Source organism: Cobetia sp. LC6 (genome assembly GCF_030264805.1).
In the GTDB taxonomy this organism is placed as follows: domain Bacteria; phylum Pseudomonadota; class Gammaproteobacteria; order Pseudomonadales; family Halomonadaceae; genus Cobetia.
In genome coordinates, this window is sequence record NZ_JASSPL010000021.1 from 1 (window position 1) to 16,384 (window position 16,384).

Consider the following 16,384-nt stretch of genomic DNA (forward strand, 5'->3'; position numbering starts at 1 on the left):
GAAGTCAGCGGCCTTCTCTGCATCAGATTCCTTCAAGTCCTTCCAATACTGACGTGCCGCTTCCAACAGCTGATAGGTACCAACGATATTCGTTTCGATGAAATCCGCTGGGCCATCAATGGAGCGATCCACGTGGCTCTCGGCCGCTAGGTGCATCACGATATCCGGCTGGAACTCCGCGAAAACGGCTTTCATCTTCTCGCCATCGCAGATGTCCGCCTGCACGAAGTGATAGCGCTCAGAATCCGCAATCTCCTCCAAGGATTCGAGATTACCGGCGTAGGTCAGCGCATCCACGTTGATAACGATATGTTGGGTAGAACGGATCAGTTCACGGACGACTGCGGAGCCGATGAAGCCGGCACCTCCAGTAATCAAAAAATTTTTATTGCAGACTGACACATTCATTCTCCGCATCGAGTTTTAAAGTATCACCACGCCCGACCGCGTAGTACATCAGGCCAACGGCCTTCATGGCGGCGGGCTCGAACAGGTTGCGGCCATCGACCACCACCGGGAAGCCGAGCTGTGCCTTCAGCCACTCGCCGTCCAGGGTGCGGAATTCCTTCCACTCGGTGCACACCACCAGCGCATCGGCACCCTTGACCGCCTGCTGACGGTCCGCGACCAGCACCAGGTCGTCGCGCTCGCCGTAGATGCGGCGGCATTCCTTCATGGCTTCCGGGTCATAGGCCTGCACGGTCGCGCCAGCGTCCCACAGCGCTTCCATCAGCGTGCGGCTCGGCGCGTCGCGCATGTCATCGGTGTTGGGCTTGAAGGCCAGCCCCCAGACAGCAATGGTCTTGCCCTTGAGATCGCCATCGAAGGCCCGCGACAGCTTGTCGAACAGCGTGACCTTCTGGCGCTTGTTGACGGACTCCACCGCGGTGAGCAGCTCGGCGTCATAGCCGACCTGGCTGGCAGTACGCGCCAGCGCCTGGACATCCTTCGGGAAGCAGGAGCCACCGTAACCGCAGCCCGGATAGATGAAGTGGTAGCCGATACGCGGGTCACTGCCGATGCCACGACGTACTTCCTCGATGTCCGCGCCCAGGCGCTCGGCCAGGTTGGAGATCTCGTTCATGAAGCTGATCTTGGTGGCCAGCATCGCGTTGGCGGCGTACTTGGTCAGCTCAGCGGCGCGCACCTCCATGAACATCAGCTTTTCATGGTTGCGATTGTAGGGGGCGTAGCATTCGCGCATGCGCTCGCGCACCTTCTCGGAATCGGTGCCCACGACGATGCGCGCGCCACGCGTGAAGTCCTCCAGCGCCGCGCCTTCCTTGAGGAATTCCGGGTTGGAGCAGACATCGAAGTCGACACTTTCGCCGCGCTCGGCAAGCACTTCAGCGACTCGCGCCGTGACACGGTCCGCCGTGCCCACCGGCACGGTGGACTTGTCGATGATGACCTTGTAGTCATTCATGTGCTCGCCGATGGTCTCGGCCACCGCAAGCACGTACTTGAGGTCGGCGCTGCCGTCTTCGTCCGGCGGTGTGCCCACGGCGATGAACTGCAGCACGCCGTGCTCGACGGCCTGACGGGCATCAGTGGTGAAGTTGAGACGGCCGGCCTCGACATTGCGCAGCACCATGCTCTCCAGCCCCGGCTCGAAGATGGGGATCTCGCCCTGCTTGAGGCCATCGATCTTGGCCGCATCAACGTCCATGCATACCACATGGTGCCCTACATCGGCTAAGCAGGTACCGGTAACAAGACCTACATAGCCTGTCCCAAAAATAGAAATTTTCATTTTTACTTTGTCTTGTTTGAGATACCGAATTTAGTTTCGTCTAAGTCCCAATCGCTTTCTAGAAACTCTACGAGTTCTTTAGGAGTACTTTTGTTCAAATCATATATCATAAAATTACTATTTGGCCTTTCTTGGAAGAAATTAACAACTTTAGAGTGGTGTTGATACCATTCACTTATCCATAGCTGAACGACTTCACTTTCACTTCCCAAATTAAAAACAGATTTATATCTTGGGACTAACCCATGATTCACCCTACTTTTAATCCAGTCAAAAATATTTCTGGTATTAAGTATGTAGTACGAATCAGGATAGTTTTGATATATATATTCAAAGTCTTTATACGGCTCTTTAAGAGAATGAAAGGTTAAGGACATCATATCAGAAAGAACAATTGAGTCTGCGTAATCTAGAAAAGGGTCTTTCGCTTCACTTTTACGCTTATAAAAACGCTCGGCTATTTTTCCACCATCCCAATGAGATGACTTAACTCCGCAACTATTAAAAAAATCGCTAAAGGTTGTGGTTCCACACTTATTAAAACCAATTATAAATATTTTCTTCATGACTACCTCAAAAGTTAGGCCGTGTTTTTCTTCCGAGTAACTTATCTGCAACCGAACCAATATCTAAAGCAATAGCGCCGGATTGCTTTAAATCCAAAACATATGATTTGGCCAGAATACCACCTGCAACTAAGAACACATATCCCTCATAATTAGTATTTTTGATTCTTTTGGTTATTTCAAAGAATCTATCTGGATAATGGTTCCCAACAACAGCATCATCACCTAGTAAATGTTTTCGAGATAACTCTCCTGGTATTTTTATTAATTCAACATCATTTACATCAAAGTTTTTTTCGATGAATTCTTTCAATTCATTATGACAAGAAATTATACCAACTTTTTTAGCTTTAGACAAAACCTCTTTGAGAAAACCTCGTCGCTCAAACTCGAAATGCATAAGCTGAGTACACAGGCCTACACTAGAGCTTAATCCTTTTAATGATTCTAACGCTCCCAACGTTCCAACATACCCTCTCTTATTTGCAGTATAAAATTCATGCTCGACCCATGTTTTAGGGGGAATACCTAAAACATCTACTTCATTTAAACGAGAAAAGGTTGAATTAACGTCATCAAAAAAATCACTTTTTTTAATGGAGCTACTATTACCAAACCAAATATCCAGAAACTCGCATCTATTACGACTCAATATTCTTTCAAACTGTAATTCAACATGCGAGCTTCTTTTAAACCAACTACCCTCACCATCCCCCAGCCTTAATAGAGCAAATGATTTCTTCCTATCGACAGCATCCAAAATTTTATTTTTTATATCATAAAAATTCAAAAACCCGTTGTGCTTCGAATTAACAACATTATAAAATTTGTTTATTAGCGACTGTGGATGAGACTCAACAAAACCTGAAAAGGAAAAAGCATCTTTGATATCATCACTATCATCTAAAACCACACCACCCAAGTCAATAGTATCTATAGCCTTATTATTAATTTTGCATAGAGACTCTTGGACGGCAGTAACGCATAAAAAGTTGCCAATTAATCTTTGCTCTACAGATCCACACTTCAAGGCGGCCTTATAATAAAAAACAGCTTGATCGATATTTTTTTTTACTTGATATAAAACACCCAACTCATACCATGATTGCCAATCGGACGGATTCAACCAGCTAGAATAGTGCAGCATCATCTCAGCATCTAAATAATTTCCACCATTCCTTAACTCAACACCTTTTTTAAGAATATCTAAATATATAGTTTTCTTATCAGCATTGGGGGACAGTAAAAAATCACACACATCATTCGCTTTAGGCAACTCATGCATAATACTTTACAACCTCTTTAAACGATTCGAGTGATGAAATACTTTTATTATACAAGTATAATTTTTCTTTATGCTCTCTAGTCAAGCGAGAAAGAACTAACTTCAATTCACTAACCCTAGGAGCAATTTTCACTCCATTATTTACTATAGACTCACCAATGCCACCTAGATTAGATGCAACTATATAACAACCACATGCTGCAGCTTCACGTGTTACTAGACCAAAACTTTCAGGCCACATCGAAGGTGCAAAAAGAACATCTATCTGGCGATAAGTCTCGACTACCTTCTGCTGACTGGTCCGCCCTATGAATCTAACTGGCACATTGCCCCAATATTGATGGGACTCATAGCTTTCTTCCTTAGAGTGGTCAACCACCAAGAATTCCATACTCTCCGGCTGGGTTTCCATGACAGCCTGCTTGAGCAAATAATACCCTTTGTGCTCAGCCATCCCGCCTACATGCCCACCAACAACTCGTTTCGTGTAGGAGGTATCCTTGGCCGCCCAAGGCAAGTCGTCAGAGATTCCGTTGGGAGTGACCTCAATATCCAGAATATCATTCTTGCGATAGATATCTGCGAAGGCATTCGAGACCGTCAGCACCTTGTGAGCGCTGGTCAACAAGCCTTTGAGATAGAGCTTTCGTTCGACTGACGCTTCTTGAGTGATACTCGGAGGCAGTTCTACCGGTGCAAAGGGATCAGGATGCCCTTCCGGGTATACCGTACCAGTGTGATCCACCAGGAACTGGAAATCTGATATCCACCAGGCATCATGCGCCGTGACGATATAAGGGATCTTAACATCACGTGTCGCTTCTACCACCGAGCCGGACAACCGCTGAACGCAGTGGAAGTGCACTATGTCGGGCTGCTCACATGCTAGAAACTCGGTGAACATCTCATGCATGCGCTCATCCTTGGCATGCCAATCCATGTTCTCACGCCATAATGTCGTCGTACGGTAGACACGAACGCCATCGTGACGGTAGATCATCAATTGATGTGGAGTGCGGCATTCACTATCGGCGGTGAAGACGACCAGTTCAAAGTCATCGTCATAATGCTTGCGTAATGCCTTGAAGTTATCATCCAGTACGCGAGTCGCTCCCCCTATGGATTGCGGTGGGAAGAACACATTGACAAGAGCGATCTTGCGGCGCTTCCTTACTAATTTCGTCGTACCTTCTACACCACGCTCGCAATGTGCTCTGTCCATCAATTCATTGGCATAAGCTTCGAGATTGGATACGAGCTGAGTGCCCAGTATTTCCAGGGAATACTCTTTACGCGTGCGCTCTTGCGCCGCCTGTCCCATTGACTTGCGTAGTTCCTTGTTTTCCACAAGGCGTGTAATAGCTTTCTCCCAATCATCCGCCGTGACAGCCAAGAAGGCATCTTCACCATCACGAATGACATCACGATAGTTGCGGGTACTACTGACGACAGATGGTACACCATGACATGCCGCTTCAAACCATTTCAGCTCTGACTTGCACTCATTGATAACGTCATCATGCAGAACAGCCAAGTTGATATCTGCACGGCGAAGCAATGACCAATATCCCTGCACACTTTTCAAAGGTGGAATCATGGATAGTTGCTTGGCAAAGCGCTCTGTAAACGTCTTGGGTAATTTTAGATAACCTACGACAACAAGACGCAAATGAGCATGCCGCTTCAACAATTTTTCTATCGCAGGCAGTGCCAGGTCGATGAAATCCTGATTGTGTGCCTGTGTGCCACTGCCATAGAAGATATCCAGTGTCTGTTTGGGAGATTCCTGAGGCTGGCTGAACTCATTAAGACTATCCAGTCCATTGCGGTGCAACAGACACTCTTCGCCGAACACCAGCTCAGCCAGACGCTCCCGAAGAGGTTCTGTCGATGCCAGCCCCAAACGACACTGCTTGGCGGCAGCATGGAATAGCGCCATCCCGCGTGTCAGTTCTCGATAGGTATCAAGCGAGACGTAGCCACCATAGCTTGCCAGTGACGGGGGATAAACAGGATCAAACAGTAAGTCATCGATTTCATAGATACTGAGCTTCCCGGCCGCATTTGTCTGCGCCATGGCCTTGAGAACCTTGGGCATGGCAGGCACACGATAAAAAATAATGACATCGTGAGTCGCCAATGCCTGAGCCTGTTGATCAAGGTCCAGCCAGTTGACTGCAGTAACCTCTTTGCCAACCGCCTCGAGTTGCTCCACCTTTTGATTGATACGATAGCGTTCACATTGTGCAACATGATAATCGCCGACTATCAAGATTCGGTTAAGGTTGAGTGAGTGAAGTCGCTCGGGGTTCTTGCTGGTACCGCAGGCACGCAAGTAAGCATCATAGACGACCTCACTGAATGCGTCGAAAGCCTTGATCAGCTCATCGCGATTTCCCTGTCCGACGTAGCTGAGCAGAGCGGGATAAATATTATTCCAGGCTTCTTCAGCGAACTCATCCAGCTTATCCTGCTGAAACGTGAAGTCACCATAGACTTCCAACCCTTCAGCCAGAGTTGTCAATGCTTTTTCATATTGTTGGAGCCTTGACAGACAGGTTGCACGATTGAAGAACAGCCATTTTGGCGGGTTAGGTAACGCTTTGGCCGCGTTATAATATCCGAGCGCAATTCGATTATGCCCTTCATCAAGATAGATATTGCCTAACAGCTCGAGCGCGCCTGACAAGGCGTGGAAACAATTACTGGCTTCAAGTTGCTTCTTAGCCTTTTCTTTCTCGCCTGTAGCCAGATAATGCTTCGCCATCATCAAGTAATGTCGTGCGCTTTTAGCATCATCACTGAAAAAGGCAACAGGCGTTGTGTAAAGTCCGGCGATTGAATTCAAGACATCCTGAGAAGTGATTTCCAGGCCTACTTCAATATTGCACTCGTGAATATCGCGAAACTTGATATCTTCTGGCATGAAGTCCAAAGGCAAGTTATTTGCCTTCAACCACTCTCTAATCGAACCATGCCGCTTTTCTTTCTTGCCAAAGGAATTATAGTGTTTCTCAAGAGCTATAGATTCCGTAACTCCTGCTAACGCAAGATCAGCATACAGACTTGCATAAAAATCAGGATCAAAAGCGAAATCTGGGGACTTGTGCGTAGCTGTCCATTCGTCTTCGAGTATAAGCTTTGCATTACCCGATTCATGACTGGCTGAAGCAAACCGGCCTTCCTTGAAGCCATGCTTCAACCAGTGTTCTTTGAGCTGCTCATCTGTCAGTGATACTAAATCTTCATATCGTGATTTATAAAAGTCTGTATCCAGTTCAATTTTAGCTGCAGCAGATGCATCTGTAGAAATTGTATCACTTCTTTTACCTGTTGAAGTCGACAAACTCCCATTCCTGCGCTTCTTGCGTAGCAGCCTTTGACTTATTTGTGGCAGCATCTCAAATTCCCTGTGATTTACTTATCCTACAATTACTAACATCAATGACAATCTAATTATCAATCGCGATGGTCTTTTACGATCAACATGATCATGCTGAAGATGAATGCCATGAAGATGACCACAATAGCGAAAATACAGGTGTTATAGAGTCGCTCTGGTTGTTCAGGGTATTCAGGCAACAGAGGACTTTGCAGAACACTGACCTGCTTCAATTTCCGTGCCGCCTCGATACGAGTATTCTCTAGTGCTGCCAGTGCGTTGGAATACGTCTGCTTGGCAAAGTCTGCACGTAATTGCAGTGTTTCATATTGACTTGAAACAGCATTCAGAGAGTTCCCAGACTGCTGTGCGAGACGCTTACGCTCTTTATCGATCTGATCTCTCAATGCACGGATTTCACTTTCCGTACGCACCATGTCACTCGAGCGAGCACTTTGATAACTGGCCAGCGCACTCTTGCGCGCTTTCAGAGAAGCTAGCTGAGCCTCCAGACTCGACACTACCGTATTCAAGCTCTTTACAGTTTGTGTTGGAGAGACTAGGCCATTCTCATTCTGATAATCCAACAAGGCCTGGCGTGTTTTCTGAAAATTCGTCTCCAGCATGGCGACCTGCTTGTCAAGGAACTGCACCTGCTCTTCCGCCAGACGCTGCCCCATACCATTCATATGTGACTCGCCTTCACGCAACAGCAACTTGGCGAACTGTTGTGCGAATTCAGGTGTCCATGCCTGTACCTTGATATTCAGAACACCTGAATACTCGTCCATCTCGACAGTAACACGCTTTAAATAGTAATCGTGCAGTTGCTCAATTGGCGTGTCCTTGTCTCCTAAACGCGCAAAGAAATCGCCCTTTTCACTATAATGTTGGCGAAAGTTCAGTTCGTCCTGAGCTTTCTTCAACATATCAGTGCTCAATAGATACTCACGCAACAGCAATAGATCGCCGTCACTTTTATCGCCGGTGAGCAACGAACCGAAACTTACCTCGCTGGCTGTGCTTACCTGAGGGCTTTCCAGTACTACGGTTGCCTTTGCAACATAACGATCATCCGCCCACAAACTCCAGTAGAGCCCTACCAGAATGATAGCGAAAATGGCGACGAACCATTGAGGTTGACGCTTTATCAATTTGAGCATGTAAGACCCTTGTCACTATTATCGTTGAGAACGATCACTTGAGCTTCTGTACCAAGCGTCTTGCGCCATGCAGCGTTTCGCGTGCTTCATTCACGGCCTGGACGGAAGCTTGCCTTTCTCGTGGCTGGATATCTTGAGGAAGTTGTTCGAGCGCAATCTGCAAGCTGTCGAAGTGTGCCTTGGCTTCCTGATGGAATGCCTGCGCTTGCTTGAGTGACGTCGTTTTCGAATTGGTCAGTTGATGCAGCTTGCGCTCCAAGACATGAGCATCGCTGTCATTGTGGTAGGTATCAATGGCGTCATTGATATCGTCATACCAGTGAGCTCGTCCATCCCGTAGATAGATCCCCGCCTGGCATAACTCTCGCAGAATCCCGACACCATGCGACACCATGATCAGACTGGCCTTGCCAACCTTGTCCTTGAACGCCTTGGAGGCCTTGGCCTTGAAGGCGCGATCCCCCACCGACGTCGCTTCATCTGACAGATAGATATCGAAATCGAATGCAAGGGATAGGCCGAAATTGAGCCGCGAGCGCATTCCTGATGAATACGTCTTGATCGGCTGATCAAAGGCGGGGCCAATCTCAGCAAAGGCCTCTACTCGGCGAATTATCTCGGCCTCATTACCATGGCCACCATGAACACGAGCAACAAACTTGACGTTCTGTCGACCCGTCATGCTGCCCTGGAAGCCCCCCGCCAGACCGATTGGCCATGAGACACTGCTGTGGCGCTTGATCTCCCCCCGTGTGGGGCTGTCCATACCCGCAATCAAGCGGAGTAGCGTGGACTTGCCAGCGCCATTACCTCCGACCAGCCCGACGCTGACCCCGCTGGGAATAGTGAGATTGACATCGTGCAACACCCACTCAGTAGCGCGATGCGTATGATATCGCTTGTAGACATGTTTGATTTCGATCATTGGGCTTTCAAGCGCTCCTTGAATCGAACATGCATCAGCAACCCTAGGGCCAGCATCCCCAGTGTCCAGCTCCAGAAATACATCATGCTGGTTCCATGAACGACCTTGTAGCCCTCAAAGAAGCCGTGGCGTGTATATTCAAGCCCATGCACGATCGGGTTCAGCATCAAGTACTCAAGCAGATAATGTGGCAAGTGATTGAGCGGCATGATGACACCCGACATGATCAATAGCGGCATGCTGAGCATCCTGACTACCTTGGCAATTTCCGGAACCAATGTCCCCGCCACGGACACCACCAAGCTGAATCCTAGACCAAGCGCCCACAGCGACAACCAGCCACTGATTGCCTGGAAACCATTGTCGGGACGGAAATCCGTGCCCAACAACAGGGAGCCCAACATGAACAACAGAAAGATAAGTGTTCGAAGTAGTCCATCCAGAAAATTTCTGATAAGAACGCCATCCACTGGCTGTACCTGACGATATGCGAATAATGCACGATTAGCATTTATTGCACCGGAGCCTTGAGTAAGGCCCTCTCGAACAAGAAAAAAGCCAAGCATTCCAACAATCATCCAAGGAATGAATGGTGCATTGATGATAAGCCTATCACCGCCGATGAAACTGCGCATCGCTATCATCACGAGAGTGAATGCCATGGGCTCGGCAATCATCCAGAACCAGCCCATGCGATCAGTCATGGTACGGCCGATGGCTTCGCGCATGAACATGGCGAACCAGACACTACGCGTCACGGCCCAGGCGGAGCGCGCCTTGGGGCTGCTCTTCTTGTCGCCTGATGAGCGTTCAGTTGAAGTGCTAATGTCATCGTTCATGTCACTGGCCATGATTAGAGGTCTATCGCGACTTTGGTGGCGACGGCAACCTGATAGAGAATCTGCGTGATGCTGGTGGCCAGCTGCAGATTCTTGGTTGGCGGTTCCGGCAGTACCAGAATCTGATCACCCGAGCGCAGCTCGACTTCTTCGGCGCGACGCACGGCGCCGTTCTGGCGTACCACCAGGATCTGGTCTTCATCCGCGTGCTGCGTGAAGCCACCGGCGCTGTTGATGTAATCCATCACCGTCATGCCCTGGGTGTAGACCATGGCCTGAGGCACCACGACTTCGCCGCTGATCAACAGGGAATCACTGATTTCCGGAATGGTGATGACATCGCCATCCTGCAGACGCACATCCGCGATGTTGCCGTCTTCACGTGCCACGACCAGTCGTCCGGTCGGCTCTTCCTTCTTCGCCTGCTCGACGAACTTCTCGATCATCTCGGCTTCCTGGACACGAAGCTCGGACTCTTCGGTGGTCGAGGAAGACGCGCCAAGATAGGTGGCCTGAAGACGCTTGAGACTGTCCTGCAGTGCCTGCGCCTGCTGTTCCTTGACGCTTTCACGGCGGATGGAAACGCTCTGATAATCGGTCAGTCCTTTCGGCACCCCGACGGCATTGAGCAGTTCCCCCAGGTGTGCATCGCGCGGCAGTGCATAACGCGACGGGCCATAGAAGCTGCCTTCCAGCTGCACGACGATGGTCTCGTCACGCTGGTCGGCACTGAACAGCACTTCATCCCCTGCACGCACATCAGCGCCGCGGAATTCCGTCACCGGCAGATAGCGCGAGATGGGCCCGTCGGGACGCGAGCCCCGCAGCAGCACGTGAGAGACACCTGACTTCAGACGCGCCAGGTTCAGGACGTCTTCGCCACTCAGGCGCGAGTCGGTGAGCTCATAGCGATAGTCACGCTCGACATCCCCGACCACGCTGATCGCCGGGCCACGTTCCTCGACGACGACGGTATCGCCATCGCGGAACTGCGGGCGGGCGATCTCGCCATTGATCAGGAAGTCATAGAGATCGACCGTGTTGATGACGCGGCCATTGCGCTTGATCTTGATCTTGCGGTAACTGCCCAGTGCCTGGTCGATGCCGCCGGCCTGGTCGAGGAAATACAGCATGGAATCATTCGGGGTGCCGGCGTAGCGCCCCGGATTCTTGACATATCCGGTGACGAAGACGCCCACCGGCTGCACGCCCTGCAGGTTGGTATAGACACTGACGTTCTCGGGATACACCTCTTGAATGGCGCTGCGTACCTTGCCATCCAGCTGGGCATTGGTGGTGCCCTGCACCTTCACCGGACCGATGCCCGGCAGGAAGATGTTGCCCTGCGCATCGACAGGCAGCACGGACTCCATCTCGACCCCACCCCAGACGCGCAGGGTGATCTGGTCACCCGGCTTGATGGTGTAGCTGCTGTTGAGGCCATCGGCCATCATGCCGCGGAAACCACCGGTAAAGAGGTTTTCGCCGAACGGCGGCAAGGAATCAGGGTCGGTCTGCGCACGGGAGGTCAGCGGCCCGTAGGTTCCGCTGCGCCAATCGGCACGCGCCTTGTCTTCTACACTATCCGTCTTTTCCGGAATGCTGGAGGCCTGGTCATTGCTGGACAGGATGGAACCGCTGTTCAGGCCAGCTGCTATGGCAGGGCTGGCGTTCAGGCACGCTACCGCCACCAGGCACCCGGCCCGGAGCAAGAATCTGGAAATTGTCATCGGGCTAGGCCCCTCGTAGTGCAAAGAAAATCGTGCAAAAAATAGTGCAGCGTCGGTCAGGAATGACTGTGCCGGTCACACTAGCCTGCTTCCTGCAATCGTCGTTTCACGCCAAGCCAGGTGCGGGCCTTTCAGCGAGAAGGTGCCGAGAAGTTGTTGAGAAGTTACTGAGAAACTCCTCAGCGAGCCTCTTCCAGCAGGCCGGTCACCAACCGCTGGGTCACCCAGGTGCCTTCACCAGCCTTGCCGTCATTGCTGGTACGACACGCCAGCTCCTTGCTGGGCAGATCACGCGAATTTGAGACCGTCAGCTCGCGACAGATACGTCCGCTGGCCGCGAAATAGCGCTCATGGGCGACCACTTCGACATTGCTGCCCCAGGGGCTGGTCGGCACGGCAATCACGCTGCCGGGGGCGGCGCTGTCGAGAAATGACGAGACATCCGCCGGCAGCGACGCAGCGCCGGTCAAATTGGCCAGGTTGGTACTGCCGGCACCGGTGGATTCCGGATAGGAGGTCGCACAACCGGTGATGGCCAGTGCCAGGCCTGCCACTGCCGCGAGACGTACGACATGCGGCAAGCGCTGGTTGAATCGGGATAAAGTCATGTGAGAGTCCTGAAACGGCAAACGCCCCCGCCTTGCGGCGAGGGCTGGTCGGCGTGAATGCATCAGCCGATGACATTGTAGTGCTTGAGCTGACTGACCAGCTTGAGTGCAGTCTGCTCGAGGCTCAGTTCACCCGTGTTGATCTCGATTTCCGGGTTCTCAGGCGCTTCATAGGGCGAGCTGATGCCGGTGAAGTCGCTGATCTCACCGGCACGCGCCTTGCGATACAGCCCCTTGGGATCGCGCTCTTCGCAGACGCTGATCGGCGTGTTGACGAAGACTTCAATGAACTCGTCAGTGCCAACCATGTCGCGCACGGTCTGGCGATCGGCCTGGAACGGCGAGATGAAGCTGACCAGGGTGATCATGCCGGCATCGACCATCAGCTTGGCGACTTCGCCGACCCGACGGATGTTCTCGGCGCGGTCGTCTTCGCTGAAGCCCAAGTCACCACACAGGCCGTGACGCACGTTGTCACCGTCCAGCAGGTAGGTGTTGTAGCCCATGGCGAACAGCTGACGCTCCAGCGCATTGGCGGCGGTGGACTTGCCGGCACCGGACAGACCGGTGAACCAGATGATGCAAGGCTTCTGCTTGTTGCGATCGGCGCGGCGCTGCTTGGTGACCGCCATGTCGTGCCACACGATGTTGCTGGCACTCAGGGTCTCCTTGACCATGCCCGCACCGATGGTGATGTTGGACAGACGGTCAATGAACACGAAGCTGCCGGTATGCGGCGAGCGCTGGTAGCTGTCCATGGCCAGCGGCTGGGTCAGTTCGACCTGCACGCGGGCGATGCCATTGAGCGGGATGTTCTCCGCTTCGTTGCGCGCCATGGTATTGACGTCGGTCTGATGGATGATGCGACCGACGCGACCGATGACACTGGACGTGCCGAGCTTGAGCTCGTATTCCTTGCCGACGATCAGCGGGTCTTCATGCATCCATACCACGTCTGCGGTAAAGGCGGTGCACGGCTCCAGATCAGAATCTTCCGCAACGATCATGTCGCCACGCGAGATATCGATCTCGTCAGTCAGCGTCAGCGTGATGGCCTGCCCCGGCCAGGCGATGTCGAGATCACCATCGAAGGTGACGATACGCTCGACGGTGGAGGTGCTGCCGGACGGGAGGACCTTGATCTTTTGACCCGGCGAGACAGTACCGGCGGCCAAGGTGCCGCAGTAGCCACGGAAGTTGAGGTTCGGACGATTGACGTACTGCACCGGGAAGCGCAGATCGGTCAGGTTGCTGTCCTCGGTGACATCGACGGTCTCGAGAATGTCCATCAGCGGACGTGCTTCGTAGGCAGCATCGTCGTACCACGGGGTGTGCTCGCTGATAGAGACGACGTTGTCGCCTTCCAGCGCGGACAGCGGTACGAAGCGGATGTCCGGGACTTCCAGGTCCTTGGCGAACTCCTTGTAGTCCGCGACGATCTCGTCAAAGCGTTCCTGGGAGTAGTCGACGATATCCATCTTGTTGACCGCGACCACCAGGTGCTGGATGCCCAGCAACGAGCAGATGTAGCTGTGACGGCGGGTCTGGGTCTGCACACCATAGCGGGCATCGATCAGGATGATCGCCAGGCTCGCGGTGGAAGCCCCGGTCGCCATGTTGCGGGTGTACTGCTCGTGCCCCGGGGTATCGGCAATGATGAACTTGCGCTTGTCGGTCGAGAAGTAGCGGTAGGCGACATCGATGGTGATGCCCTGCTCACGCTCTGACTGCAGGCCATCGACCAGCAGCGCCAGATCGACCTTGCCGGTGGTGCCGCTCTTCTTGGAATCGCGGGTGATGGCGGCCAGCTGATCTTCATAGATCATCTTGGAGTCGTGAAGCAGACGACCGATCAGGGTCGACTTGCCGTCATCCACGCTGCCGCAGGTGATGAAACGCAGCAGGTCTTTCTGCTCGTGTTCCTTGAGATAGGCTTCGATATTTTCCGCGATCATCGTCGACTGGTGTGACACTGTCATTCTCCCTGAACGAGGCCTGTCCGGCGCGAGCATCTTGTGGCGCACGAGGCGCGACGCTTTCAGCGCTTGGGACATTCCTCATCCTGTCAATTTGTAGAGTCTTGCTTGCCGTGAAGCATGCCATCGCCGTTGCTGGCGACGGAGCCGGATACCTGGCGCGTGGCCTAGAAATAACCTTCGCGCTTCTTCTTCTCCATCGAGCCTGCCTGGTCGTGATCGATGGCACGCCCGGAGCGCTCGCTGGTGCGCGTCAGCAGCATTTCCTGGATGATTTCCGGCAGGGTCGCGGCGGTGGATTCCACGGCGCCGGTCAGCGGGTAGCAGCCCAGGGTACGGAAACGCACGGACTTCATTTCCGGCACTTCGCCTTCCTTGAGCGGCAGACGGTCGTCGTCGACCATGATGTCGAGGCCATCACGCTTCACTACCGGACGCACGGCGGAGTAGTACAGCGGCACGATCTTGATGGATTCGAGATAGATGTACTGCCAGATGTCCAGCTCGGTCCAGTTGGAGAGCGGGAAGACGCGGATGGACTCACCCTTGTTGATCTTGGAGTTGTAGATATTCCACAGCTCCGGACGCTGATTCTTGGGGTCCCAGCGATGGTACTGATCGCGGAAGGAGTAGACGCGCTCCTTGGCCCGCGAGGCTTCCTCGTCACGACGTGCGCCACCGAAGGCGGCATCGAAGCCGTGCTTGTCGAGTGCCTGCTTGAGACCGGCGGTCTTCATGATGTCGGTGTACTTGGCGCTGCCGTGATCGAACGGGTTGATACCCGCCTCAACGCCTTCCTGGTTGATGTGCTCGATCAACTCCATGCCGACTTCCGCGGCCATCTCGTCGCGGAACTTGATCATTTCCTGGAATTTCCAGGTGGTGTTGACGTGCATCAGCGGGAACGGCGGGACGCCCGGCGCGAAAGCCTTGCGCGCCAGGTGCAGCATGACGGCGGAATCCTTGCCGATGGAATACAGCATGACCGGATTGGCAAATTCCGCTGCCACTTCACGGATGATGTGGATGGATTCGGCCTCAAGCTGCTTGAGGTGGGTCTGACGTTCCGGTGTGATGCCGAGCTTGTCGGCCGTAGATGATGCAGTCATTACAGGTTCCTTGAGATCACTCTGCTAGTTGTCCTTATCCTCTCCGCACACATTGACACACCAAACTCGCTGCGAAGAGGACATAGTATCTTTGACACGAGACTGACATCTTCTGGCGTCAGTCCCGTGACGCTTGCCTACCCCCTGCCTTGCGCCTGGTTCACGCCCAGGGAGCGGCCGGCTCGGCACACACGATGAAATAGGGGTTGAGCACGCTGTCATGCTGGTTGTAGCGCAGTGCCTGGCGGGTCTCGGCATTCAGCACCTGCCCCCCCGCGGCTTCCACCACTGCATGCGCGGCACCGGTATCCCATTCACAGGTCGGGCCGAGGCGCGGGTAGAGGTCCGCCGCCCCTTCCGCCACCAGGCACAGCTTCAGTGAGCTGCCCATGGCGACGATATCGCAGGCCGCGAAGTCAGCGACGAACGCCTTAAATTCTTCGCTCTGGTGAGAGCGGCTACCAACGATGCGCCAGCTATCGGTGCTGCTCGGCACGTCACTGACGGCGATGGCCTGACGCTCACCCTCGCCGACCTGCTTTTCGGCGATGGCCGTCTGGCCTTCCCCTTGCTGGGCACCCACATAGAGGGTCTCGATGGCCGGCGCGTAGACGACGCCCATGGTTGGCACGCCCTGCTCGATCAGCGCGATGTTGACGGTGAATTCGCCATTGCGCTTGATGAATTCCTTGGTGCCATCCAGCGGGTCCACCAGCCAGTAACGCGTCCAGTCACTGCGCACGTCCCAGCTGATGTCCGCATCTTCCTCGGACAGGATCGGTGTGGCGCCAAATTCGGCGTCCATGGCCTTCAGCCCGTCGACGATGACGGCGTGCGCCGCGCGATCTGCCGTGGTCAGCGGGGAATCATCCGACTTCATGTCGACCGTGAAGTCACCGCTCTCGTAGATCTCCATGATGGCAGCGCCCGCCTTGCGAGCAATGACCTCCAACGCATTCAACATGGCGCGTGTCGTGCTGTCGGTCGTGCTCACTGTCGTATCCGTCATGTGTCTTCCTGTCAGTGTGAATTCGCCAGCCAGGCTGGC

General features: G+C 53.1%; 13 protein-coding genes. All 13 read right to left on the reverse strand.

The genetic code is table 11. From position 1 onward, the window contains the following. A partial coding sequence (locus tag QQF40_RS16775) for an SDR family NAD(P)-dependent oxidoreductase (RefSeq protein ID WP_285461992.1) occupies positions 1-408 on the reverse strand: 408 nt, incomplete at its 3' end. Beyond that, positions 386-1,753: a UDP-glucose dehydrogenase family protein gene (locus QQF40_RS16780; RefSeq protein ID WP_285461993.1), complete on the reverse strand. Its 1,368-nt coding sequence runs from the start codon at positions 1,751-1,753 to the stop codon at positions 386-388. The genes QQF40_RS16775 and QQF40_RS16780, both read right to left, overlap by 23 nt. A gap of 2 nt (positions 1,754-1,755) precedes the next feature. Next, entirely contained in the window at positions 1,756-2,319 is a 564-nt protein-coding gene (locus QQF40_RS16785; RefSeq protein ID WP_285461994.1) for a hypothetical protein, read from the reverse strand. A 7-nt stretch (positions 2,320-2,326) separates the two neighbouring features. Next, positions 2,327-3,604, reverse strand: coding sequence for a tetratricopeptide repeat protein (locus QQF40_RS16790; protein WP_285461995.1), 1,278 nt, complete (start codon positions 3,602-3,604; stop codon positions 2,327-2,329). Continuing rightward, positions 3,597-7,004 carry a glycosyltransferase gene (locus tag QQF40_RS16795; RefSeq protein WP_285461996.1) on the reverse strand — a complete coding sequence of 1,136 codons (3,408 nt, stop codon included), beginning with the start codon at positions 7,002-7,004 and terminating at the stop codon, positions 3,597-3,599. The genes QQF40_RS16790 and QQF40_RS16795 overlap by 8 nt, the downstream gene beginning before the upstream one ends. A gap of 59 nt (positions 7,005-7,063) precedes the next feature. Next, positions 7,064-8,149: a KpsE/RkpR family capsule polysaccharide export protein gene (locus tag QQF40_RS16800; protein ID WP_285461997.1), complete on the reverse strand. Its 1,086-nt coding sequence runs from the start codon at positions 8,147-8,149 to the stop codon at positions 7,064-7,066. A gap of 34 nt (positions 8,150-8,183) precedes the next feature. Then, positions 8,184-9,074: an ABC transporter ATP-binding protein gene (locus QQF40_RS16805; RefSeq protein ID WP_285461998.1), complete on the reverse strand. Its 891-nt coding sequence runs from the start codon at positions 9,072-9,074 to the stop codon at positions 8,184-8,186. Then, complete coding sequence (locus QQF40_RS16810) at positions 9,071-9,913, reverse strand: ABC transporter permease (RefSeq protein WP_285461999.1); 843 nt, start codon at positions 9,911-9,913, stop codon at positions 9,071-9,073. The genes QQF40_RS16805 and QQF40_RS16810 overlap by 4 nt, the downstream gene beginning before the upstream one ends. Before the next feature lie 14 nt (positions 9,914-9,927). Further along, on the reverse strand, positions 9,928-11,643 hold the full coding sequence (locus tag QQF40_RS16815) for a polysaccharide biosynthesis/export family protein (RefSeq protein WP_285462000.1): 1,716 nt from the start codon (positions 11,641-11,643) through the stop codon (positions 9,928-9,930). Positions 11,644-11,822: 179 nt separating this feature from the next. Beyond that, positions 11,823-12,251, reverse strand: coding sequence for an RT0821/Lpp0805 family surface protein (locus tag QQF40_RS16820; protein WP_285462001.1), 429 nt, complete (start codon positions 12,249-12,251; stop codon positions 11,823-11,825). Positions 12,252-12,313: 62 nt separating this feature from the next. Further along, positions 12,314-14,230 (reverse strand): sulfate adenylyltransferase subunit CysN, encoded by a 1,917-nt coding sequence (gene cysN, locus QQF40_RS16825; protein WP_502871440.1) that lies wholly within the window; start codon positions 14,228-14,230, stop codon positions 12,314-12,316. Between the two features lie 164 nt (positions 14,231-14,394). After that, the gene (gene cysD, locus QQF40_RS16830) at positions 14,395-15,336 is read right to left on the reverse strand and encodes a sulfate adenylyltransferase subunit CysD (RefSeq protein ID WP_225346856.1); all 942 of its coding nucleotides are present in this window, start codon (positions 15,334-15,336) and stop codon (positions 14,395-14,397) included. 160 nt (positions 15,337-15,496) lie between these two features. Next, positions 15,497-16,345 (reverse strand): 3'(2'),5'-bisphosphate nucleotidase CysQ, encoded by an 849-nt coding sequence (gene cysQ / locus QQF40_RS16835; RefSeq protein ID WP_285462003.1) that lies wholly within the window; start codon positions 16,343-16,345, stop codon positions 15,497-15,499. Positions 16,346-16,384 lie beyond the last annotated feature (39 nt).

Bases quoted from the DNA above. Each gene is read 5' to 3' on its own strand.
- QQF40_RS16780 (WP_285461993.1), bottom strand. From the start codon at position 1,753: ATGAAAATTTCTATTTTTGGGACAGGCTATGTAGGTCTTGTTACCGGT.
- QQF40_RS16785 (WP_285461994.1), bottom strand. From the start codon at position 2,319: ATGAAGAAAATATTTATAATTGGTTTTAATAAGTGTGGAACCACAACC.
- QQF40_RS16790 (WP_285461995.1), bottom strand. From the start codon at position 3,604: ATGCATGAGTTGCCTAAAGCGAATGATGTGTGTGATTTTTTACTGTCC.
- QQF40_RS16795 (WP_285461996.1), bottom strand. From the start codon at position 7,004: ATGCTGCCACAAATAAGTCAAAGGCTGCTACGCAAGAAGCGCAGGAAT.
- QQF40_RS16800 (WP_285461997.1), bottom strand. From the start codon at position 8,149: ATGCTCAAATTGATAAAGCGTCAACCTCAATGGTTCGTCGCCATTTTC.
- QQF40_RS16805 (WP_285461998.1), bottom strand. From the start codon at position 9,074: ATGATCGAAATCAAACATGTCTACAAGCGATATCATACGCATCGCGCT.
- QQF40_RS16810 (WP_285461999.1), bottom strand. From the start codon at position 9,913: ATGAACGATGACATTAGCACTTCAACTGAACGCTCATCAGGCGACAAG.
- QQF40_RS16815 (WP_285462000.1), bottom strand. From the start codon at position 11,643: ATGACAATTTCCAGATTCTTGCTCCGGGCCGGGTGCCTGGTGGCGGTA.
- QQF40_RS16820 (WP_285462001.1), bottom strand. From the start codon at position 12,251: ATGACTTTATCCCGATTCAACCAGCGCTTGCCGCATGTCGTACGTCTC.
- cysN (WP_502871440.1), bottom strand. From the start codon at position 14,230: ATGACAGTGTCACACCAGTCGACGATGATCGCGGAAAATATCGAAGCC.
- cysD (WP_225346856.1), bottom strand. From the start codon at position 15,336: ATGACTGCATCATCTACGGCCGACAAGCTCGGCATCACACCGGAACGT.
- cysQ (WP_285462003.1), bottom strand. From the start codon at position 16,345: ATGACGGATACGACAGTGAGCACGACCGACAGCACGACACGCGCCATG.